Raw genomic sequence first — 20,112 nt, forward strand, 5'->3', positions numbered from 1 at the left:
CGGCCTCGGGGTTCGCCGGGCCTCCGCGCGCGGCGCCCGCGGCGGCGCCGGCGCGTCCGGGACGGCCGTCAGGACGCGGGACGCCTCCGCCGCGAGGCGCGCTCAGGCGGGCTGCGCCCCCTGGAGCCCGGCGTAGACGCCGCGCAGGCGCATCAGCTCCTCGTGGGTGCCGACCTCCTCGATCCCGCCGTCCCGCATCACCACGATGCGGTCGGCGCCGCGGATGGTGGACAGCCGGTGGGCGACGACGAAGACCGTGCGGCCGGCGACCAGGCGCGCCAGCGCCTGCTGGATGAGCGCCTCCGAGCGGGTGTCCAGCGCGGAGGTCGCCTCGTCCAGGATCAGCACGCGCGGGTCCCGGATCAGCGCGCGGGCGATGGCCAGGCGCTGCCGCTGGCCGCCGGAGAGGCGGGCGCCCCGCTCCCCGACGACCGTGTCGAGCCCGCCGGGGAGCCGGTCGATGAACTCCGTCGCGTTGGCGTCCTCCAGCGCCCGCCGCACCCGCTCCTCGGAGACGCCGGTCAGGCCGTAGGTGACGTTCTCCCTGATGCTCCCCTCGAACAGGATCGACTCCTGGGGCACGACCGACAGGAACCTGCGGTAGGTGCGCAGGTCGAGCCCCTCCATGTCGCGGCCGTCGAGCAGGATCCGGCCCGCGGTGGGGCGGAGGAAGCCGATGACGAGGTTGAGCACGGTCGACTTGCCCGCCCCGGAGGGCCCGACCAGCGCGATCGTCTCACCGGGGCTCACCTTCAGCGTGAAGTCCTTCACCGCCGGGGCCTCGTCCGGGTCCCCGTAGGCGAACCCGACGCCGCGGAACTCCACCTCGCCGCGGGCGGAGGCCACCTCCGCCTTGCCCGCGTTGTGCTCCAGGTCGGGTGCCTGGAGCACCTCGCCGACCGAGCGCACCGAGGCGAGCCCCTTGTTGATCACCGGGGTCAGGCTGAGCAGCGAGGTGACCGCCGAGGTGAGGATCGGGAAGAAGGTGCTCAGCATGACCACGTCCCCGCTGTTGACCGGGATGACCTGGTGGTAGGCGACGAGCGCGGACCCGGCCAGGACGGCCGCGCCGAGCACGTTGAGCAGGATCCAGGCCAGTGCGCCGAAGCTGCCGTTGACCAGGTCGAGCCGGAGGCCCTTGCGCAGCACGCTGGTCAGCGTGCCGTCGACCCGGTGCAGCGCGTCCCGCTCCAGGCCGTGCGCGCGGGTGATCGGGATCAGCGTGGTCATCTCGCTGACCCGGGCGGAGAGCTTCTCGATCTCGCGGCGGAAGCTCTCGTTGTCCTCGCGCATGCGGGCGCGCATCCGCATGACCAGGTACGCCGCGGCGGGCACGACCACCAGGAAGACCGGGATGGCGGCGGGCACCCGGAAGGCGACCATCACCAGGCCGCCGGCCAGCGTGGTCAGCGCCGACAGGCCCATGTCACCCGTCTGCTGGGCGGTCTGCTCGATGTTCTCGACGTCGCGGATCACCTTGGTCTGCAGCACGGCGGCGCTGACCCGCGAGTGGTAGCCGATGGACAGGTGCTGCATGCGGCGGCACAGCGCGGAGCGCAGGCCGGTGCCCACCCGCCGGATCGCCCCGTGCAGGCAGCGGACGTAGAGGAGGTGCAGGGGGTAGTTGAGCAGGAGCAGGGCCAGCAGCACCGCCGTGTTGGCCCACAGGCTCGCCACCGGGCTGCGGTGCTCCACGACGTCGATGATGTTCGCGGTGACCAGTGGCAGGACCCAGATCGGGCTGTGCTTGACCAGGAAGGCCAGGACCGCGACGAGGAGCTTGGGCCGCTCCTCCTTGAAGAGGTAGGCGAGCGTGCGGACGGGGTGCTCACCCCGGTAACGATGATCGAGAGCGCCGACCACTAATCCCCCATATCCGGATAGATCTCCCCCTCATCCTCTCCTGTGGAGATTTCGCGAATGTTTCGCCCCGCCAGAGCGCGCGGGTACGGCCCGCGCCCGCGGTTCGGGCTCCGCCCGCGGTCCGCCGGATCCGCCGCCGGGGCCACGGGGCCCGGATGCGGGCACGGGCGCCGGGCCACGCGCTCAGAGCGTGTACGGCCGGGCGGCGCGGGCCTCCCGCAGCGCCGTACCCCACCAGATGAGCTGGTCCAGCAGCACCTTGGCCGCGCCGCCGACCCCCGCCGGATCGAGCGGCTCGCCGTCCTCGCCGAAGCAGCCCTCCACCCGGTGGAAGCTCACCGTGTCGCGCAGGGAGACGACGTGCAACTCGGCGAAGACGAGCCGGAGCTGCTCCACCGCGCGCAGGCCGCCGGACTGCCCGCCGTACGAGACGAATCCGGCGGGCTTGGCGGCCCACTCCCGGCGGACCGCGTCGACGGCCAGTTTGAGGACCGCCGGATAGGCGTGGTTGTACTCGGGAGTGACCACCACGAAGCCGTCGGCGGCGCCGATCCGGGCGGCCAGGTCGCGCGTGGCCGCGGACGCGCCGGCCGGGGGGCGCTCGGGATGGAACGGCGGGAGCGGGACGCGGTTGAGATCGACGACGTCCAGGCGCAGGTCGCCCCGGCGCTCCGCCTGCCCGAGGAACCACCGGACCACGTTGGCGCCGGAACGGCCCTGCGGGCTGGTGGCGGTGATGACGGCGACGTCGAGCATGGCGTCCTCCTGGCGTTGCGGTGCTCCGCCGCCACTGTGCAACCTCAAGCCTGCTCGAGGTCAAACCCGCCGGAGCCTTCCCCGGACGCGGCCGAAAGGAGTGCCGGCCGAAGGCATGGGCAAGCTTTGCGCGATGCCCCTTGTTCCTCCGGCGCCTCCCGCCGGAGGATGGCCATAAAAGGAATTCACAGGAAACGGAGCTCCAGGGAATCACACCGGGGGGCACTCGTGGGGTTCTTCGAAAAGAAGGCCGTCGCGGCCGCGCTGGGCGTCGCCGTCGCCGCCATGCCGCTGTCCGCCCAGGAGGCCTCGGCTTCCGCCGCCGCCCCCTTCACGCCCCAGGGTGTGTGCGGCGCGGGATTCAAGAAGGTCTCGGAGACCGGTGTCCAGGCTTCCGACCCGCCCGGGTCGCCTGTCATCGGCAACGTCTACCTCCTGTACAGGTCCGCCACGAGGGAGTACTGCGCGGTCACCATGAAGACCGCCTCCCCGAGGGCCGCGGCCAGAATGAGGGTGGGCCTCGGGACGATGACCCGCGCCCTGCTCTCCATGCAGGAGATGACCGGAAGGTACAAGCGCTACATAGGTCCCCTGAAGCTGAGGACGAACGTGAAGTGCATCCGCTACTCCGGGATGATCCAGCTTCCCGGCGAGGATCCCGTGGTGGGCCAGGACAGGTTCGGCTCCTGCCCCGGAGGGACGCCCACCCGCTCGAAGCGGGTGGGGAAGAAGGCCCGCGGGGTGTAGAACGGCACGCGGGAACCGCGCTCGCGCCCCGGGCCGGAATCCGCGCGGAATTCACTCCCTCCGCAGGGACTTCTCCTTCCAGCCCGTGGTGATGTTGATGAGCCCGTACCGGGTGGCCATGTCGTCGGACTCGGCGAGGGACATCTCCCGGTATCCCTCCCGCTCCCGCACGATGGCGACCTCCGGGAAGGAGGCGTCGTTCACGTACTGGCGCACGATGATGGACCTGGGATGCCTCGTCAGCTCCGCGATGGAATTGTTCTCATGTATCCTGCTGCGGAATTCGATGAAATCGACTTCCCTCCCGGATTCGCCCGGATTCTCCCAGGAGAAGTTCACCGGCAGCCACAGCCCTCCTTCGAGGTTCATCCTGTCCTTCCGCGAGATGACGGCGAACGCCTGGAGCTGAATGGTGTCGTAGGAGGCGGCGACCGGAACGTCCACTATCTGGGTGACGTTTATCTCCTCCCCCGGGTTCAGCCACTCCCCGTACGTGGGCAGGAACTTCGATTTCCTGACCAGATCGAAATACTCGATCTCCGTGTACCGGGAGATGGGGTAGTCCGCCGCCGCGTCCGCCCGCCATTCGTCCCTCTTGCGGCCGTCCGGGCGGACGACCGCCCTCCGCCCCAGGACCTGGTACTCGGTCGCCAGCACGTATATCCCGGTCTTGCCGTCGTTCACGATCTTTATCTCCGCGGACAGCGAGACGACCGTCGACTCGGAGGTGTACACCGGGTCACCGAGGCTCGCCTCGAACACGATGTTCGTCGGCTGCTCGTACGGCTCGTAGAGCTGGGAGTAGCCGAAGTCGGTGACGGCGACGACGGTGGTCGCCATCACCGCGATCCCGAACCGCTTGGGGGCGGGGATCAGGATGTCCGTCCGGTAGCTCACGTAGAGCGCCCACGCCGACCCGGCGGCCAGGACCAGCCAGTAGAACAGGTACCGCTTCTGCTCCCCGTCCCTGATCATCGTGATCACCAGCATGGAGTTCACGACGAACGCGACACCGGTGCCGACCAGGACGACCGGGCCGGAATGCTGGTAGCTCTTCCAGAACCAGTGGTCCAGCACCGCGATCACCGATACGGCCATCACCGCCGAGGCGGCGATGAAGAGAGCTCCGGTGAACCTCCCGGTGAACGCCAGGGCCTCACCCAGGTCCTCGATCCCGAAGTGGCCGGCGAAGCCCGCCGTCACCAGGAGGACCAGCGTCACCCCCGCGGGGACCAGCAGGCGGAGCAGGCGCATCCTCTGCCCTTTCCTCCGGCCTCCGGGCGTGGGCTTCACGACGTTTCCGCCCGGCAGTCCCCGTGATCCCCGGGCGCCGGTTCACGAAACCGCCCGGAATACATGTTGGGTTTCGTGTTGCGGTTCCTTGGACGACGCCCGGAGGCCGGCGACCGGGGCGGGCGCCGCCGGCTTCTAGCCCTCGGTGACCTTCCCCGCGTCGACGTGGAGGTGGCGGGTGGTGTGCACGGCCTCCAGCATGCGGCGGTCGTGGGTGACCAGCAGGAGGGTGCCCGGATAGGAGGCCAGGGCCGACTCCAGCTGCTCGATCGCGGCCAGGTCCAGGTGGTTGGTGGGCTCGTCGAGGACGAGCAGGTTCACCCCCCTGGCCTGGAGCAGCGCGAGGGCGGCGCGGGTCCGCTCCCCCGGTGAGAGGGTGGCGGCCGGGCGCAGCACGTGGGCGGCGCGCAGGCCGAACTTGGCCAGCAGCGTCCGCGCGTCGGCCGGGACCATGCCGCCCGCCGCCGCGGCGAACGCCTCCAGCAGCGGCTCGTCGCCCAGGAAGAGCCCGCGCGCCTGGTCCACCTCGCCCACGACCACGCCGGGCCCGAGGGAGGCGTGGCCCTCGTCCGGCGGGATCCGGCCGAGCAGCGCGCCCAGCAGCGTGGTCTTGCCCGAGCCGTTGGCCCCGGTGACGGCCACCCGCTCGGCCCAGCCGATCTGCAGGTCCACCGGGCCGAGGGTGAACGCGCCGCGCCGTACGACCGCCCCGCGCAGCGTCGCGACGACCGCCCCGGCCCGCGGGGCCACCGCGATCTCCATACGGAGCTCCCACTCCTTGCGGGGCTCCTCGACCACCTCCAGGCGCTCGATCAGCCGCTCGGTCTGGCGGGCCTTGGCGGCCTGCTTCTCGGTCGCCTCGACGCGGAAGTTCCGGCCGATCTTGTCCCCGTCGGTGGCCTTGCGCCGGGCGTTCTTGACGCCCTTCTCCATCCAGTTGCGCTGGGTGAGGGCCCGGGCCTTGAGCTCGGCGACGGTGCCGGCGTACTCCTCGAACTCCTCGCGGGCGTGCCTGCGCGCGACCTCGCGCTCGGCGAGGTAGGCCTCGTAGCCGCCGCCGTAGGCGCGGACCTGCTGCTGGGCCAGGTCGAGCTCGACGATCCGGTTGGCCGTCCTGGCCAGGAACTCGCGGTCGTGGCTGACCAGGACCGTCCCGGCGCGCAGCCCGGCGACGAAGCGCTCCAGCCGCTCCAGGCCGTCCAGGTCGAGGTCGTTGGTGGGCTCGTCGAGCAGGAAGACGTCGTAGCGGCTGAGCAGCAGGGAGGCCATGCCCGCCCGGGCGGCCTGACCGCCGGACAGGGCCGTCATCGGGCGGTCCAGGCCCACCTCCAGACCGAGGTCGGCGACGACCTCCTCGGCCCGCTCCTCCAGGTCCGCGCCGCCCAGGGCCAGCCAGCGCTCCAGGCTCGCCGCGTAGTCGTCGTCGGCGCCGGGGCGGCCCTCGACCAGGCCCTCGGTGGCGGCCTCCAGCGCGCGCTGCGCTCCGGCCACCCCGGTCCGCCGGGCCAGGAAGGCGGCGACCGTCTCACCGGCCCGGCGCTCGCGCTCCTGGGGCAGGTATCCGACCGTGGCGGTGGGCGGGCTGAGCCGTACGGCACCGTGCTCGGGCGGGAGCAGACCGGCGAGGATCCTCATCAGCGTGGACTTGCCCGCTCCGTTCACGCCGACCAGGCCGACGACGTCGCCGGGGGCGACGACCAGGTCCAGGCCGGAGAAGAGGGCGCGGTCGCCGTGCCCGGCGGACAGGTCCTTGGCGACGATGGTGGCGCTCATGGGAGGAACGCTACCGGCCTCCGGCACAAGCGCCGAACGGGCTCCGAGGCGTCCTGCCAACTATATTCCCGGCAAATCGGACAGCTTCCGGGTTTTTTCCAGCCGGGAGAGCCGCCCGGAAAAGATGCGGTCGACCTGCGATCTTGCGCTCGAATCGTGATCAAAAAGTCACTTGACATCAAATATATGGAGCTTTTACCCCACCTCTCCCTTCACGCCCGCGCGTTAACCGGGTGGAAGCGATCACCCGAGCATCGCTTCCGAAGCAACGGGGAAAGGAACAGCCTTGTTCAAGAGAATCACCGCAGGCGCCCTGGCCACTGCCGCGGGTGCCTCCCTGGTCCTGGCCGCCGGAGCCGGTACGGCCTCCGCCACGCAGGCCGAACTCGGCGTGAACATCAGCGAGGTGAGCCCGAATCCCGTCGTCGTCCGCGGCGGCCGGGACGTGGAGGTCACCATCGAGGTCCGCGCCACCGAGGCGGAGCGCGTCGAGCTCCGGCTCCGGCCGGACACCGACGATCCCCACACCCTCGTGGCGAAGGAGCCGAAGCTCGTCCGCGACGGTGAGCTGTGGCGCTATGTCACCAGCTTCGACAAGTCCGACTACCGCGGCCGCTGGGTGGCGATCGCCGACGCCTACGGCAAGGACGGCAAGAAGGCGACCGACACGACCGGCTTCACGGTCAAGTACGTGGGCGGCTGGAAGAAGGCCGACACGCGCCTGGCCGACTTCGACGCCGGTCCGGAGCCGGTCCGCAAGGGCCGCACGCTCTACTTCTCCGGCCGCCTGCAGGCCCGCGACCACTGGAAGTGGCGCGGCGTGCGGGGCGAGGAAGTGGAGATCTACTTCCGGTCCGGCCACTCCAGCGCCTGGAAGTACGTGACCTCGGCCGAGACCCGGTGGGACGGCAAGTTCCACGCCAAGACCCGCGCGTACCGGAGCGGTGAGTTCCGCGCCGTCTTCGACGGCGACCGGAGGCTCGACGACAGCTCCAGCCGCCCGGACTGGGTCAAGGTCAAGCGCTGGCACCGGTGACCGGTCCGGGCTCCGGCGGCCGTCTTCCGGCCGCCGGAGCCCGGTGACCGGCAGACCGCCGATCCGCAGATGACGCGTGAGGCCCGGGGGCGACCCCGGGCCTCACGCGTCGGCGGCCCGCACCGGTGATCGCCCCGGTTGACCTCCTCCCCCGTGGGCAGTGAAGCGGGACACGCTGCGAAGGGGAGACCGACACGATGACGACCGGTGACTTCTACGACTACGCCGACCTGCTCGACGGGACCGAGAAGGAGATCCTGCTGCGGGTGCGGGAGTTCATGGCCGACCAGGTCGCGCCGGTGGCCGACGAGATGTGGACGCACGCCCGGTTCCCGCACCACCTGATCCCGGAACTGGCCAAACTGGACGTGGCGGGCCTGCCGTACCGGGGGGCCCGGAGCCTGCTGACCGGGTTCGTGGTGCTGGAGATGAACCGGGTCGACCCGTCGATCGGGACGTTCTTCGGTGTGCACAACGGGCTGGCGATGGGGAGCATCGACCGGCTGGGCTCGGCGGAGCAGCGGGAGCGGTGGCTGCCGCCGATGGCCGCGATGGAGAAGATCGGGGCCTTCGCCCTGACCGAGCCCGAGGGCGGCTCCGACGTGGCCGCCGGATTGCGCACGACGGCCCGGCGCGAGGGCGACACCTGGGTGCTCAACGGCGCCAAGCGGTGGATCGGGAACGCGACCTTCGCCGACCTGATCGTGGTCTGGGCCAAGGACGAGGCCGACGGGCAGGTCAAGGGCTTCGTGGTCGAGAAGGGCACCCCGGGCTTCACCGCCACGAGGATCGAGAACAAGATCGCCCTGCGGACGGTGCAGAACGCCGACGTCACCCTGACCGACTGCCCGGTCCCGGAGACCAACCGCCTGCAGGGGGCCGGCAGCTTCCGCGACACCTCCGCCATCCTCCGCCAGACCCGCGGCGGGGTCGCCTGGCAGGCGGTGGGCTGCATGACGGGCGCCTACGAGACGGCCCTGGCCTACGCCGGGGAGCGCGAGCAGTTCGGGCGGCCGATCGCGGGCTTCCAGCTGGTGCAGGACCTGCTGGTACGCATGCTGGGCAACGTCACCTGCTCACTCGGGATGGTGGTCCGGCTGGCGCAGCTCCAGGACGCGGGCGTCTACCGGGACGAGCACTCGGCCATGGCCAAGGCCTTCTGCACGGCCCGGATGCGCGAGGCCGTGGGCTGGGGCCGCGAGATCATGGGCGGCAACGGGATCGTCCTCGACTACGGCATGGGCCGGTTCGTGGCGGACTCCGAGGCGATCTACTCCTACGAGGGCACCCGCGAGATCAACAGCCTGATCGTGGGACGCGCGATCACCGGGATCGGCGCCTTCGTCTGAGAGGCCCGTGTCGGCACGGGCGTGCCGGCACGCGCGGACGGCGCGCGTGCCGGCACGCGGCGCGCACCCCGTCCGCGCGGGCCGGGCGAGAGGTCAGGACGAGAGGTCAGGACGACGGGCCCATGTCCGGTTCCGGAGCCCGGGCCCCGTCCCCGCCGTCGCCCTCCGGCGGGGAGGGTTCGACCGGATCCGCCGGGAGCGGCCGGTCCGGGAAGCCCGTGTCGGCGCCCGAGCGCGCCGCCACCGTCCGGCTCTCCCCCACGTCCGCGCCCGGCGCGGCGGGCGGCGCGTCACCGCCGTCCTGCGGCGGTCGCCCGCCTTCCGGTTCCGGTCGCGGGGAGGGTTCCGGTCGCGGGGAGGAGGTCTCGTCAGGATCGCGTTCGTCGTTCATACCGCTCCCCTCCCCCCGCGGCCGGGCGTCATTCCCTCCCGGCCGAGGCGGGGCGTCGGCCGCTCCGGCTCATTCGGGCACGGCCTCGTGACCGGGGAGGCCGCGTGTGCGGCGGCGCTCCTTCATCTCCGCCTCGTAGAGATGGCGGCGCCCGCCCGCCAGCGCGTTCCTGACCCTCTCCTCCAGTTCGCGGAAGCAGCGGTGGTACCCGTCGTCGTAGTCCTCGACGATCTGGAAGGTCCACCGGCCCTCGATCACATTGCGCCCGACCAGCTCGGTGCGGACCTCCTCGGCGTACGCGCCGTGCCCGGCGGCGTGCAGCAGTTCCACGGCCTCGTCGAGCATCAGGTCGGCATGGCCGGTGAGCTGGTGGAAGGTGTACAGGTGCCCGCGGGCGCGCTCGGTCGTCTCAAGGGCCTCCGAGAGCTTGCCCAGCGCCTCGACGGTGGCGTCGTCGAGCCCCTCGGGCCTGCGGTGCCGCGGATCGGGACGGTCCTCACTCATGACGCGGCGGTACCCGGCAGGGCGCCCGGTACTCCTCGTCCGTGCAGGCCCGGCCGGGTTTGACCGCCTCCTGCGAGGTCAGGAAGGCGATGAATCCGGGCCGGCTGCCCGAGGGGACGATGGTCCTGGGGACGGCCTCGGACGCCGACGAGCCGCGGGCGCGCGCCCGCCTGGACGAGATCTACGGCGCCACCCCGTCCCGGGAGCACGTCGCCACCTACACCGTCGGGGCCGCCGGACGCGGTTCAGCGCGTGGTGGCCTCGATCAGCTTGCGGCGCTGCTGCGCGCCGAGCCCGCCGAGCCGGCGCGCCTCGTCCACGTCGGCCCGCGCCATCAGCTGCGCGGCCTTCACGCTGCCCACGCCGGGCAGCGCCCGCAGCGCCTGGGAGACCTTGATGCGCTTGGCGACGTCGTCGTCGCGGTCCAGCAGCTCCTTGAGGGTGACCGCGCCGGACCTGACGTCGGCCAGCAGCTTGGCGCGGGCCGTACGGGTCTCGGCGGCCTTGGCGAGGGCGGCCTGGCGCTGCTCGGGGGTAAGGGCGGGGAGAGCCATGGTTGCTCCTTCATGGTGTAGGCGTGACCATCCTGCTACCCACAACGACCAGGGTAATCACTCCGACCTTCCCGGCAAGCAAGAACACATCAGACACTCCGGAAAACGCCCGGCCGGGCGAGAAGGCGGCGCAGGCGGAGGAAGGGGAGCAGACCGGCTCCGGCGGCGGCCGCCAGCACCACGGCGAGCAGCGCGGTCGGGCGCCAGGGCCAGGCGGCCCCGGTGAGCTCCAGGTGCGCCGCGGGATACTCGATGAACTTCGCGGTGGTGCGGGCGGTGGCCAGGTCGGTGCGGGCGGCCAGATCGCGCAGGACCGGGTCGAACCCGGACTCCCCTCCCGCCCGGTCCCGGTGGGGCAGCTCCAGCCGGAGCCCGCGTCCGGCCGCCCATGCGGCCAGTTCCGGCCCGGCCTCGCCCTCGCTCCGCACGCCGGGCACCACCAGCCGGTCCACGGGGGCGGTCCCCTCACCCGCGGGCTCGGCCAGCAGCGTCATGCCGTGCCGGGTCCTGACCGTGCGCCCGGCGGCGACGGGCACCGTGCGGAAGGCGAACGACGTGCCCGAGTAGGCCTCCAGGGCGGCGGCGACGTCGAGCTCTCCCACGCCCTCCGCCAGCCCGATCCCGAGCGCCGGACGCCACCACGGGAAGGCGGCGTTGATCCCGTACGGCAGGTCGGACAGGACCAGCCCGTTGACCGGGATCTCCGTCGGGCCTCCCGCCGACCAGCCCGGGTAGGCCACGTCCCCGCCGATCCGCCCGGCCTCCGCGGCCCCGGCCAGCTCCTCGACCAGGCGCAGCGCGCCGACGACGCCCGAGGTCACACCCGCGGTCGTGGTGACCGGGCCGTCCTGGACGTACCGCCGGCCGCGCACCCACTCCACCTCGGGATCGGTCTTCTCCAGCGAGCCGATCCGGTCCCAGAACGAGGTCGCCCGGCGGCCGTCCAGCACGCCGGCCGCGGCCAGCAGGTCCGAGCCCGCGCACACGCCCAGAATCCGGGCGCCCCGGCCGGCCTGCCGGGCGATCCACGCGCGCAGCGGGGCCTCCCGCTCGCCGCGGGGCTCGACCACCGCGGGCACCACGACCACGTCCGGCTCCGGCACGCCTCCGGCCTCCACCTCGCCGAGGGTGTGGTCGGGGAGCACGTTCAGGCCTCCGGAGAGCGCCACCGGCTCCCGGCGCTCGGAGACGGTGTACACGGCGAACCGCTCCGAGCGCGCGAACACCTCGTACGGCGGGAGCACGTCGCCGGCCACCGAACCGGTCGCGCCGAGCACCACCGCGACGACCGTCCGCCCGGGAGGCACCGGCGCCGCGGCGGGCCACCCCTCCGGCGGCGCCGGCAGCGGCTCGGACGGGAAGCTCTCGCCCATCGTCACCGCCACCCCGGCCGAGCCGGCGGCGGCGAGGACGGCGGTGGACAGCGCGAGGCCGAGCAGGACGCGGGGCAGGAGGCGGGGCAGGGAGCGGAGGCGGCGGCGCGGGGCCGGAGGCATGGCGGAACTCCTCGACGACGGGGGCGGAGAACGGGCCGGAGCCCGGGGAGAACGGCGGAGCCGGGAACCGGCCGAGGGGCCGGGACGGGAGCCGGAGGGGACGGGGGCGGGCCGGGGCCCGGGAGGATCAGGACGGCGGCGGGGCCGGAGCGGTGCGGAGGGGCCGCGAGCCCGCCGGGCCGGGGCGGGACGCCGACGGCGGCCTGCCGTACCGGGCGGTGAAGAGCCTCCGGAAGTGGCGCGCGTCGCGGAACCCGCACCGCGCGGACACCGCCTCGACGGTCAGGCCGGTCTCGGCCAGCAGCGTCGCCGCGAACTCCAGCCGGAGCCGCTGCCGGTACTCCAGCGGGGTGATCCCGACCGTGGCCGTGAACGCGCGGCTCAGCCCGCGCGGCGACAGGTGCGCCACGGCGGCGAGCTCGGCGAGGGTGTGCGGGGTGTCCAGATGCTGCGCCAGGTGGTCCTGGACCCGGTGCACGGCCTCGTTGAGGTGGGCCCGGTGCTGCAGGAACGCGCTGATCTGCCCGTCCGTCGCGGAACGCCTCAGGTAGACCACGAGCTGCCGGGCGACCGCGGCGGTGAGCGCCGGCCCGTGGTCGCGCTCGACCAGCGAGAGCGCCAGGTCCAGTCCGGTGGCGATGCCCGCGCTGGTGCTCACCGGCCCGTCGTGGACGTAGAGCACCGCCTCCTGCACCCGGGCCGCGGGGTAGCGCTCGCGCATGGCGTCGATCAGCGACCAGTGGGTGGTGCAGCGGCGGCCGTCCAGGAGCCCGGCCTCGCCGAGCGCGGCCGCCCCGCTGCAGACCGAGGCGATCCGCGCCCCGGCCCGGCAGGCGGCCCGCAGCCACTCCACCACCGTCGTGGAGACCAGGAGTTCCCCGGGGCGGGGCTCGTACAGCCGGTGCCCGGGCACCAGCACGAGATCTCCCGGCCCGACCGCTCCCAGCGGTCCCAGCCCGGCCAACCGCAGTCCCTGCGCCGAGACCGCCTCGGGCGTCTCCGCGACGTACTCCACCCGGTAGGGCGCGCCCAGGTGGGCCGCCGCGTCGAAGGCCTGGACCGGACCGGCCAGGTCGAGCAGGTTCACATCCGGCAGCACCAGCACGACCACCCGGCCGCTTCGCGCATCGTTCACGGGTTCACGCTAGAACGCCGCCACCGGCCGCGACAGGGTTCAGCGAGCCGTGCACCGGACGGATCAGGCACCCAAGGTGTACGGCGGGGCGGCACGGGTATCGGAGGCCTGCCCGGGAAGCGCCGGGCGGTACGGCGTTTCCCGCCGACGGCCGCGCCCACGTCCCGGCCCACCACCTCTGACCCGCGCCCTTCCCTGGAGGCCACGATGCGACTGCCCGCGCCCCGAGGTCCGATCACCGCCTGGCTCACCGAGGTGCTGGCGCGTCCGCCGCACGCCTTCGCCTGCCCGCCCCTGCGCTTCGCCGAGCCTCCCCTGGACGACGAGGACCTGCAGCTGGCGCTCTTCACCTGCTATGAGCTGCACTACCGGGGCTTCGCCGGGGTGGACGACCGCTGGGAGTGGAACCCGTCGCTGCTCGGGGTGCGCGAGACGCTGGAACGGCGGTTCGGCGACGGCCTGGCCGCAGCCGTGCCGCGCCCGCCCGCCGTACCGCCCGCGCACCTGTGCCGGGCGCTGACCGGCCTGGCCACCGCCGACGGGCCCCCGCTCGCGGCCTTCCTCCAGCAGAACGCCGATCTGGAGCAGTTCCGCGAATTCGTGGTGCACCGCTCGATCTACCACCTGAAAGAGGCCGACCCGCACACCTGGGCCGTCCCCCGGCTGCACGGCCGCGCCAAGGCGGCCCTGGTGGAGATCCAGGCCGACGAGTACGGCGGCGGCAGACCGGAGCGGATGCACTCGGAGCTCTTCCGCGCCACCATGCGCGGGCTGGACCTGGACGACTCCTACGGCGCCTACCTCGACCGGGTCCCGGCCGTCACGCTGGCGATCGGAAACGCCATGTCGATGTTCGGGCTCCACCGGCGGCACCGGGGCGCGCTGCTGGGCCACCTCGCGGCGCTCGAGACGACGTCCTCGGTGCCCAACCTCAAGTACAGCCGGGGGCTGCGGCGGCTGGGCGGCGACGCCGCCGCCCGCCGCTTCTACGACGAGCACGTGCAGGCCGACGCCGTACACGAGCAGATCGCCCTGCACGACATGTGCGGCTCCTTCGCCGCCGCCCACCCCTCGCTGACCGGAGACATCCTGTACGGCGCCGCCTGCGCCCTGGCTCTCGACCGGATGTTCGCCGGGTACGTCCTGAACCGCTGGCGGGACGGGGCCACGTCACTGCGCGAGGCGGACCTGGCGGTGGGGTGCCCGTGACGGGTCCCGGCACGGACCCCGCCCACGTGCCGGAGCTCGGCTACGTGCTGCCGCTGCGCTGGGAGGAGGACTCGGGGCTGGACGAGCTGACCTTCTATCTGCGGTGGCTGAGCCGTCGCGCCCGGGTCATCGTCGTCGACGGCTCCCCGGACGAGATCTTCGGCCGGCACGCCCGCCGCTGGTGCGGGCTCGTCGCGCATGTGCGGCCCGACCCCGCCCTCGACGCCGCCAACGGCAAGGTGGCCGGGGTCGTCACCGGGATGCGGGCGGCGACCGCCGAGCACGTCGTCATCGCCGACGACGACGTCCGGTACGACGCGGCGGGGCTCGCCCGCGTCCGCGCCCTGCTGGACCGGGCCGACCTGGTCAGGCCGCAGAACCACTTCCATCCGCTGCCCTGGCACGCCCGCTGGGACACCGCCCGCACGCTGCTCAACCGCAGTCTGGCCGCCGACTACCCCGGAACGTTCGGGGTGCGCCGCTCGACCTTCCTGGCGATGGGAGGCTACGACGGGAACGTACTGTTCGAGAACCTTGAGCTCATCCGCACCGTCCGCGCCCACGGCGGCCGCGAGCTGCGCCCGCTGGACCTGTACGTCCGCCGCCTGCCTCCGGACCCGGCGCGGTTCTGGTCGCAGCGTGTCCGGCAGGCCTACGACGATCTGGCGCAACCGGCCCGGATGGCCTTCTTCCTGTCCGTCCTGCCCTGCCTCGCCGCCGGGCTCCTCCACGGGCGCCACCGGGCGGTCCTCGGCTGCGCGTGGCCGCGCACTCGTCGCGGTGGCTGAGGAAGCACCGTCAGAGCGGTGGATCGGGTTCGCCCGGCGCCCGGAAGCCGGTCGCCTTGTGCGATCCGTCGCAGAAGGGCTTGGCCGACGATCGGCCGCAGCGGCACAGGGCCACCGTCGCCCGGCCCGGATCGATCGGCCGGCCGTCCTGAGTCGTGAGCCGGAACGTCCCCCGGAGCAGCAGCGGACCATCCTCGCACAGGGCCAGGACGGCCACGTCGTCTGTCTCGTTCCCCATCCCGGCCCAGTGCCCCGGGCGGCTCGGCGAAAACGCCGGGACGTCCGGACGGGGACGGACGGGGTCCCGTCCGCGGCCCCGTCCGGCGGCTTCCGGTCAGGGGTCCGGCATCTCGGACTTGGCGGCAGCCTTCCGGTCGTCGGGGACCTGGGCCGCAGGGCCCCCGGGGTCGTTCCCGCTCGGGGCGCCGGCGCCCGCCGAGTCCTCGCGGTCGTCGGGCACCCGGGCCTCCGGCTCGTCCGCCTCGGCGCCCTGCGGGTCCGTCTCGGTCATGTGCCTCTCCCTCTCCGATCTCGGTCCGGGCCCCGGCGGGGCCCTCAGTCGTGCGGCCCGCCGTACCCGGGGACCGCGGAGGACCCCTGCCCCGTCGGGAGGCGTTCGTCCCGGTACGCGCGCCACACGGGCAGTTCAAGGGTCTCGCCGCGTTCGATGTAGCGCACCCGGTCGGTCAGGCCGGCGATCTCGACGTGGTTGCGGAAGTCCTCGATCGGCGAGGTGAAGGCCTCGTAGTCGTCGTAGTGCACCGGGACGGCGACGCGCGGGCCGATCAGGTGCAGCCAGTCGGCGCCCTGCCTGCCGTCCATGGTCACCGTCACACCGAGGACCCTGGTGCCGCCCAGGTGGACGAGGGCCAGGTCGACCTCGGGAAAGCGGCGCGGGATCCCGTCCAGCTCCCGGCCCATCAGGGTGTCGCCGCTGATGCACAGGCGCAGCTCCACCCGCCCGGCGCGGGCGAACTCCAGCATGCTGCCCATCACCGGGGGCAGCAGCATCCGGACCGGTCCGGGGGCGTGGCGGCCGGGCAGCGCGGTGACCGTCAGCGTGCGCTCTCCCCGGCGCAGCTCGTGCTGGCGCCACGTCTCCAGGCCCCGCGCCTGGTGGAACCCCTGGCGGCGCAGGCGCCGGGCGGCGTGGGGCGTGGTGATGACGGGCAGGTCCTTGTCGAGGCCCCGCCGGGCCACCCGGTCCCAGTGGTCGCCGTGCATGTGCGAGAGCACCACGGCGTCCAGCGCCGGCAGCTCGCCGATGTCGATCGCCGGGTCGGTGCGGCGCCGGGAGCTGAGCCCGTAGCCGAGGTAGGCCCGCTGGCCCCTGTGGAGGAAGTTCGGGTCGGTCAGCACGGTGAACCCGCCGTAGCGGATCACCGTGGTGGCGTTCCCGACGAAGAAAACACTGACGTCCTCCGAGCCTGTCATCGGCCCCTCCAATCTCCGGCGATGCCTCTACGTACCCGCTGTGGCACGACAATCACACGGAGACGGATCCCCAGGTCAGTGGGGCCGTCGAGGGAGGCGGAGGCCGCACGCGGCCGGGACCGGGGACGCCGCCGGGGTCCGCGGTGGACCTCCGGGGCCGTGCGGGGACGGGAGCGCGCCCGTCCCCGCGCCGCGGCGGGGCGTCAGTGGCCGGGGCCCGAGCCGTTCACCGTCAGGGCGGGCTCGGGCACCTCGATGGCGGGGAAGGTCCCGGTGTCGATGAGGCCGTGCTCGCTCTGCGCGGCCTCGATCAGGGCGTGCGCCCGCGGCTCCAGCTTCCACAGGGCGCGGCACTCCCGGGCGGTGGCCAGCGGGATGCCGGTCTCGTGGGCGATGTCGGCCGCCCGGGGGACGAACCTGCGCTCGATCTGCTTGTCCCAGTATTCGCGCGCCGCCCGCATCAGGGCCGCCCGCTGGGCCGGGTCGACCGCCACGCCGGTGCCCTCGACCACCTCGGCCTCGTCATCGTCGTCGTCGACCGCCACCGTGACCCGCGGCGCGGCCGGGAGCGCCGGGGACGGCTCCTCGGACTCGGGGGCCCACGGGACCGGCGGGCTCAGGTCGATCAGGGCGGAGGTGTTGTAGAGCGCCCCGATCTGCGAGAGCAGCGCCTCCTGGCGGGCCTGGTCGACCGCGAGGCCGGTGTGCTCCACCGCCCGGTCCATCTCGCGGTCCAGCTTGGCCAGGGCCGCGCGCATCTTCCGGTCGGAGGCCCCGGCCTCGCGCAGCGCGCGGGCCTTCTTGGCGGCCAGCGCGACCCGGGTCAGCCTCCGGTGGGCGTCGACCTCGCCGGCCGTGCGGTCGCCGACCTCGGCCAGCCCGATCCGGACGAGCATGCGCTCGGGGGTGAGCCGCCAGTTGATGCGGGAGCGCCCGGTGATGCGGTGCCGCTCGATCGCCATGCCCCGCTCCCAGAGCCACGCGGCCACCAGCGGGGCGGCGAGCCGGAAGACCGCCTCGGCGACGCTGCGGGCGTCCATGCTGGACAGCACCGCCGTCAGGCAGGTCAGCGCCCACACCGCGACGCCGTCGATGCCCGCGGAGAAGTTCTCCCGCATGTTGCGGCGGGCCCGGACGGCGCTGGTGATCACCGCGACCTCGATGAACGCGAAGAGCAGCAGCCGGAGCGGCCCGTCGAAGCCGAGGACGTCGCCGGCGAACTTCCACATGCCCTGGGCGGAGACGCCGGTGGCGATGCTGGCGGCGACGATGGTGAGGATGTCCTCCACCGGGCGGGGGGCGACGTAGCGGTGGAAGAGCCCCGTCGCCACGCGGGTGACGGTGCGCAGGACGAAGTAGGCGAGGACCGCGAGGATCAGACCGACCACGCAGATGATGACCGTTCTGACCGGCTGGTCCGAGACATAGGTGGCGATTTCATCGATAAGGGGCATACGTCACGGTCCGTCAGCTCGATGTCCGGGGGATATCGGGACGATCATTCCAGAACGAAGACGCTCTGTTTGCCAAACACATGCTCACGCCCGGTACATGAGTGAAAAACGAGGTCTGTCCGTCTGCCCGTCCGTACGGCCCGCACCCCGCCTCACGGGGGATGCGGGCCGGACCCCGGCTTCCGGGGCACGGGCCGCCCCGCCGGGTACGGCCCGCACCTCCGCGAGGCGCCGGCGGACCGCCTCAGAACGGCCAGCCCGCCGCCCCGCCCGCCTCCAGCAGGGGGATCAGCCGGAACGTCGCGTCGGAGAAGCCGCCGAACTCGTGGCGGTTGCCCGATCCGGTCGGCATCGCCGCGTGCCGGTACCCCTGCAGGTTGAAGCCGTACATCGGGACGTGGCCCGGCGCCGCGCCGGCGACGCCCTCGCTGGAGTAGCCGCTCATCGTCTGCATGTCGGACAGGATGACGACCCTGTCGTGCCCGGAGTACGTCCTGCGGACCGAGGCGGCGATCTGCGTACCGTGGCCCACCTCGCCGATCCGCGCGCAGAACCTCTCCACCTCCCTCAGCACGGACGCGCCCTGGCCGACCTCGTGCCGGAACACGCCGTCGGCGAAGCCGTACAGGTCCACCCGCTCACCGCGGGCGGCGAGCACGACGCCGAACAGCGCGGCGGCCTGGGCCGGTGTGACGGTGGAGCGCGCCGAGACCGCACCGCCCGTCATGGACGACGAGGTGTCCACCAGGACGAGGGTCCGCCCGCCGAACGACGGGACGTTGCGCGTCGCCGACGTCAGCGCCCGGTCCAGCGCGTGCCCCCAGCGCAGCGAGGGCGCCGTCCGGTACGCGGAGTAGAACCGGAAGGGCAGCTGCCGGGAGCGGGCGACCTCGTCCGGGTCGGCGAGCTTGGCGGTGATCCGCTCCGCGGCCTCGTCGGAGACGCCCGCCTCGTCGAAGTTCCTGAGGTTCCTGAGCAGCGCCATGTAGCCCATGGACGGGATCACCGACTCCCACGCCCCGGCGTCCATCGGGCCCTGCAGCCACCCTGCGAGGGCCTCCCAGGTCATGCCCGCGGCGGCCAGCCGGTCGCGGTCCGCCAGGACGGCGCGGCGCTCGCCCACCGGCAGGGCCGTCAGCCCGGCGCGGGCGCGCAGCGTCACCAGCGCCTCGGGGATCGGCCTGTCCCGGCCGTGCCTGCGGTCCAGGGCGTGCGCGAACAGCTCGCCCTGCCACGGCCTGTCCGCCGCGGGGGCGGGGTGCACGAGGTCGATCACGTCGCCGAACCGGAAGCCCCGGGCGTCGCTGTCGTACTTGAGCAGGCTGCGCTCGCCGTACAGCCGCCGGACGGCGTCGGCGACGCCGCGCTTGACCGGCTTGGGCACGGCGCGGCCGTACCGGGACATCCAGTACGCGAGCGCCTCGCCGGGCTCGTCGGCGCGCTGCAGGACGCTGCTCACCAGCCGCCGGTTGAGGCCGTGCTCGCCGGCGGCCAGGCGTGCCCTGACCGACTCCAGCGCGGCGACGATCGGCGCGGTACGCATGTTCGCCGTCCCGCGCAGCCAGGGCAGGAAGCGGGCCATCCACTCGCCGTCGGAGACGGCGACCCGGTGGACGAGGGCGCGGAAGCGCTCGTCGCGCTCACCGGCCCCCTCGTAGAAGGTGTCCTCGCCGACCATGTTCGAGACCGCGAGCAGGAAGAGCTCCCCCTTGGCCTCGCGGACGTATCCGGGGGCTCCCTCGTGGGTGCGGCCGGACGGCGCGCGCTCGGTCGTCACCGGGCTGGAGACGGCGGAGCGGCTCGTCACGGGGTTGAGGATCCTGTTGAACTTGGACATGGACGCGGCTCCTTTCGCGGTGAGGCAGGAGGGACCGGCGTCCGTGCGGAACGTGCCCGAGGTCGAAGCGGCGAAGGCACATCAGGTGCTCTGCCAGCTGAGCTACGGGGCCACCAGCTGTGAGGCCCCGGCCGGATTCGAACCGGCGACCACCCCGTTGACAGCGGAAGTATCCCTCGCCTGCGCACCGGGCACGTTCTGGAACGTCGGTCCCCCCGAGGTCGGGATGACGGCGGACCGCCCGGCCTGCCGGGCATCGGCCCGACGGGGTCGGGCCGCGGGGAGTCGAACCTCGAAGTATCCGCTGTCTTCGCACCGGGGGTGCGTATGGAATTGTCGTACGGAATTGCGGGGCCTTCCCGAGTTCAAAAAGATCGGCGACGGTACGAAGCGTGCTGCCCCTACACCACGCGCCGCACGTCTCCGGCGGCGCGCCGGGAGTCGAACCCGGGCTTCTCGATCCCTAATCGAAGTATCCGTGGCCTTCGCACCG

General features: G+C 73.1%; 18 protein-coding genes. 5 read left to right on the forward strand and 13 right to left on the reverse strand.

Annotation, left to right across the window (positions count from 1 at the left end):
• Positions 1-102: 102 nt before the first annotated feature.
• Positions 103-1,863 carry an ABC transporter ATP-binding protein gene (locus FHS22_RS29425; RefSeq protein ID WP_184946972.1) on the reverse strand — a complete coding sequence of 587 codons (1,761 nt, stop codon included), beginning with the start codon at positions 1,861-1,863 and terminating at the stop codon, positions 103-105.
• Between the two features lie 183 nt (positions 1,864-2,046).
• Positions 2,047-2,619 carry an NADPH-dependent FMN reductase gene (locus FHS22_RS29430; protein ID WP_184946973.1) on the reverse strand — a complete coding sequence of 191 codons (573 nt, stop codon included), beginning with the start codon at positions 2,617-2,619 and terminating at the stop codon, positions 2,047-2,049.
• A gap of 228 nt (positions 2,620-2,847) precedes the next feature.
• On the opposite strand from FHS22_RS29430, the gene FHS22_RS29435 reads away from it, so the two are divergent.
• The gene (locus tag FHS22_RS29435; protein ID WP_184946975.1) at positions 2,848-3,366 is read left to right on the forward strand and encodes a hypothetical protein; all 519 of its coding nucleotides are present in this window, start codon (positions 2,848-2,850) and stop codon (positions 3,364-3,366) included.
• Positions 3,367-3,417: 51 nt separating this feature from the next.
• On the opposite strand, the gene FHS22_RS29440 is transcribed toward FHS22_RS29435, so the two are convergent.
• Positions 3,418-4,620 (reverse strand): hypothetical protein, encoded by a 1,203-nt coding sequence (locus FHS22_RS29440; RefSeq protein WP_184946977.1) that lies wholly within the window; start codon positions 4,618-4,620, stop codon positions 3,418-3,420.
• A gap of 174 nt (positions 4,621-4,794) precedes the next feature.
• A complete protein-coding gene (locus FHS22_RS29445) occupies positions 4,795-6,432 on the reverse strand; it encodes an ABC-F family ATP-binding cassette domain-containing protein (protein WP_184946979.1) in 1,638 nt (545 codons plus the stop codon).
• A 286-nt stretch (positions 6,433-6,718) separates the two neighbouring features.
• Here FHS22_RS29445 and FHS22_RS29450 point away from each other — a divergent pair, with 286 nt between their 5' ends.
• Together FHS22_RS29450 and FHS22_RS29455 are read left to right on the forward strand one after the other, a co-directional pair.
• Positions 6,719-7,468: a hypothetical protein gene (locus FHS22_RS29450; protein WP_184946981.1), complete on the forward strand. Its 750-nt coding sequence runs from the start codon at positions 6,719-6,721 to the stop codon at positions 7,466-7,468.
• Positions 7,469-7,665: 197 nt separating this feature from the next.
• Positions 7,666-8,817, forward strand: a complete 1,152-nt coding sequence (locus tag FHS22_RS29455) for an acyl-CoA dehydrogenase family protein (RefSeq protein ID WP_184946983.1) — start codon at positions 7,666-7,668, stop codon at positions 8,815-8,817.
• 460 nt (positions 8,818-9,277) lie between these two features.
• Here the strand turns inward: FHS22_RS29455 and FHS22_RS29460 are convergent, their stop codons facing one another.
• The 4 genes from FHS22_RS29460 to FHS22_RS29475 form a co-directional block, all read right to left on the reverse strand.
• Positions 9,278-9,712: a hypothetical protein gene (locus FHS22_RS29460; RefSeq protein ID WP_184946985.1), complete on the reverse strand. Its 435-nt coding sequence runs from the start codon at positions 9,710-9,712 to the stop codon at positions 9,278-9,280.
• Between the two features lie 245 nt (positions 9,713-9,957).
• Positions 9,958-10,266: an integration host factor, actinobacterial type gene (gene mihF / locus FHS22_RS29465; RefSeq protein ID WP_184946987.1), complete on the reverse strand. Its 309-nt coding sequence runs from the start codon at positions 10,264-10,266 to the stop codon at positions 9,958-9,960.
• 89 nt (positions 10,267-10,355) lie between these two features.
• On the reverse strand, positions 10,356-11,762 hold the full coding sequence (locus tag FHS22_RS29470) for a DJ-1/PfpI family protein (RefSeq protein ID WP_184946988.1): 1,407 nt from the start codon (positions 11,760-11,762) through the stop codon (positions 10,356-10,358).
• Positions 11,763-11,889: 127 nt separating this feature from the next.
• Positions 11,890-12,897: a GlxA family transcriptional regulator gene (locus FHS22_RS29475; protein WP_338048011.1), complete on the reverse strand. Its 1,008-nt coding sequence runs from the start codon at positions 12,895-12,897 to the stop codon at positions 11,890-11,892.
• Positions 12,898-13,104: 207 nt separating this feature from the next.
• Between FHS22_RS29475 and FHS22_RS29480 the strand changes: the two genes are divergently transcribed.
• Together FHS22_RS29480 and FHS22_RS29485 are read left to right on the forward strand one after the other, a co-directional pair.
• On the forward strand, positions 13,105-14,106 hold the full coding sequence (locus FHS22_RS29480; RefSeq protein WP_184946989.1) for an iron-containing redox enzyme family protein: 1,002 nt from the start codon (positions 13,105-13,107) through the stop codon (positions 14,104-14,106).
• Entirely contained in the window at positions 14,103-14,894 is a 792-nt protein-coding gene (locus FHS22_RS29485; RefSeq protein ID WP_184946990.1) for a glycosyltransferase family 2 protein, read from the forward strand. The genes FHS22_RS29480 and FHS22_RS29485 overlap by 4 nt, the downstream gene beginning before the upstream one ends.
• Before the next feature lie 10 nt (positions 14,895-14,904).
• On the opposite strand, the gene FHS22_RS29490 is transcribed toward FHS22_RS29485, so the two are convergent.
• The 5 genes from FHS22_RS29490 to FHS22_RS29510 all read right to left on the reverse strand — a co-directional run bounded on the left by FHS22_RS29490 (position 14,905) and on the right by FHS22_RS29510 (position 19,619).
• Complete coding sequence (locus FHS22_RS29490; RefSeq protein ID WP_184946991.1) at positions 14,905-15,132, reverse strand: CDGSH iron-sulfur domain-containing protein; 228 nt, start codon at positions 15,130-15,132, stop codon at positions 14,905-14,907.
• Between the two features lie 96 nt (positions 15,133-15,228).
• The gene (locus FHS22_RS29495) at positions 15,229-15,405 is read right to left on the reverse strand and encodes a hypothetical protein (protein ID WP_184946992.1); all 177 of its coding nucleotides are present in this window, start codon (positions 15,403-15,405) and stop codon (positions 15,229-15,231) included.
• Positions 15,406-15,449: 44 nt separating this feature from the next.
• The gene (locus tag FHS22_RS29500; RefSeq protein ID WP_184946993.1) at positions 15,450-16,328 is read right to left on the reverse strand and encodes an MBL fold metallo-hydrolase; all 879 of its coding nucleotides are present in this window, start codon (positions 16,326-16,328) and stop codon (positions 15,450-15,452) included.
• 203 nt (positions 16,329-16,531) lie between these two features.
• The gene (locus tag FHS22_RS29505; protein ID WP_184946995.1) at positions 16,532-17,782 is read right to left on the reverse strand and encodes a hypothetical protein; all 1,251 of its coding nucleotides are present in this window, start codon (positions 17,780-17,782) and stop codon (positions 16,532-16,534) included.
• 244 nt (positions 17,783-18,026) lie between these two features.
• Positions 18,027-19,619 (reverse strand): TROVE domain-containing protein, encoded by a 1,593-nt coding sequence (locus tag FHS22_RS29510; protein WP_184946997.1) that lies wholly within the window; start codon positions 19,617-19,619, stop codon positions 18,027-18,029.
• Positions 19,620-20,112: the final 493 nt, after the last annotated feature.

It is taken from the genome of Thiemannella venezuelensis, assembly GCF_014203605.1.
Taxonomy (GTDB): Bacteria; Actinomycetota; Actinomycetes; order Streptosporangiales; family Streptosporangiaceae; genus Planomonospora_A; species Planomonospora_A venezuelensis.

Bases quoted from the DNA above. Each gene is read 5' to 3' on its own strand.
- FHS22_RS29430 (WP_184946973.1), bottom strand. From the start codon at position 2,619: ATGCTCGACGTCGCCGTCATCACCGCCACCAGCCCGCAGGGCCGTTCC.
- FHS22_RS29440 (WP_184946977.1), bottom strand. From the start codon at position 4,620: ATGCGCCTGCTCCGCCTGCTGGTCCCCGCGGGGGTGACGCTGGTCCTC.
- FHS22_RS29445 (WP_184946979.1), bottom strand. From the start codon at position 6,432: ATGAGCGCCACCATCGTCGCCAAGGACCTGTCCGCCGGGCACGGCGAC.
- FHS22_RS29455 (WP_184946983.1), top strand. From the start codon at position 7,666: ATGACGACCGGTGACTTCTACGACTACGCCGACCTGCTCGACGGGACC.
- FHS22_RS29460 (WP_184946985.1), bottom strand. From the start codon at position 9,712: ATGAGTGAGGACCGTCCCGATCCGCGGCACCGCAGGCCCGAGGGGCTC.
- mihF (WP_184946987.1), bottom strand. From the start codon at position 10,266: ATGGCTCTCCCCGCCCTTACCCCCGAGCAGCGCCAGGCCGCCCTCGCC.
- FHS22_RS29470 (WP_184946988.1), bottom strand. From the start codon at position 11,762: ATGCCTCCGGCCCCGCGCCGCCGCCTCCGCTCCCTGCCCCGCCTCCTG.
- FHS22_RS29480 (WP_184946989.1), top strand. From the start codon at position 13,105: ATGCGACTGCCCGCGCCCCGAGGTCCGATCACCGCCTGGCTCACCGAG.
- FHS22_RS29490 (WP_184946991.1), bottom strand. From the start codon at position 15,132: ATGGGGAACGAGACAGACGACGTGGCCGTCCTGGCCCTGTGCGAGGAT.
- FHS22_RS29495 (WP_184946992.1), bottom strand. From the start codon at position 15,405: ATGACCGAGACGGACCCGCAGGGCGCCGAGGCGGACGAGCCGGAGGCC.
- FHS22_RS29500 (WP_184946993.1), bottom strand. From the start codon at position 16,328: ATGACAGGCTCGGAGGACGTCAGTGTTTTCTTCGTCGGGAACGCCACC.
- FHS22_RS29505 (WP_184946995.1), bottom strand. From the start codon at position 17,782: ATGCCCCTTATCGATGAAATCGCCACCTATGTCTCGGACCAGCCGGTC.
- FHS22_RS29510 (WP_184946997.1), bottom strand. From the start codon at position 19,619: ATGTCCAAGTTCAACAGGATCCTCAACCCCGTGACGAGCCGCTCCGCC.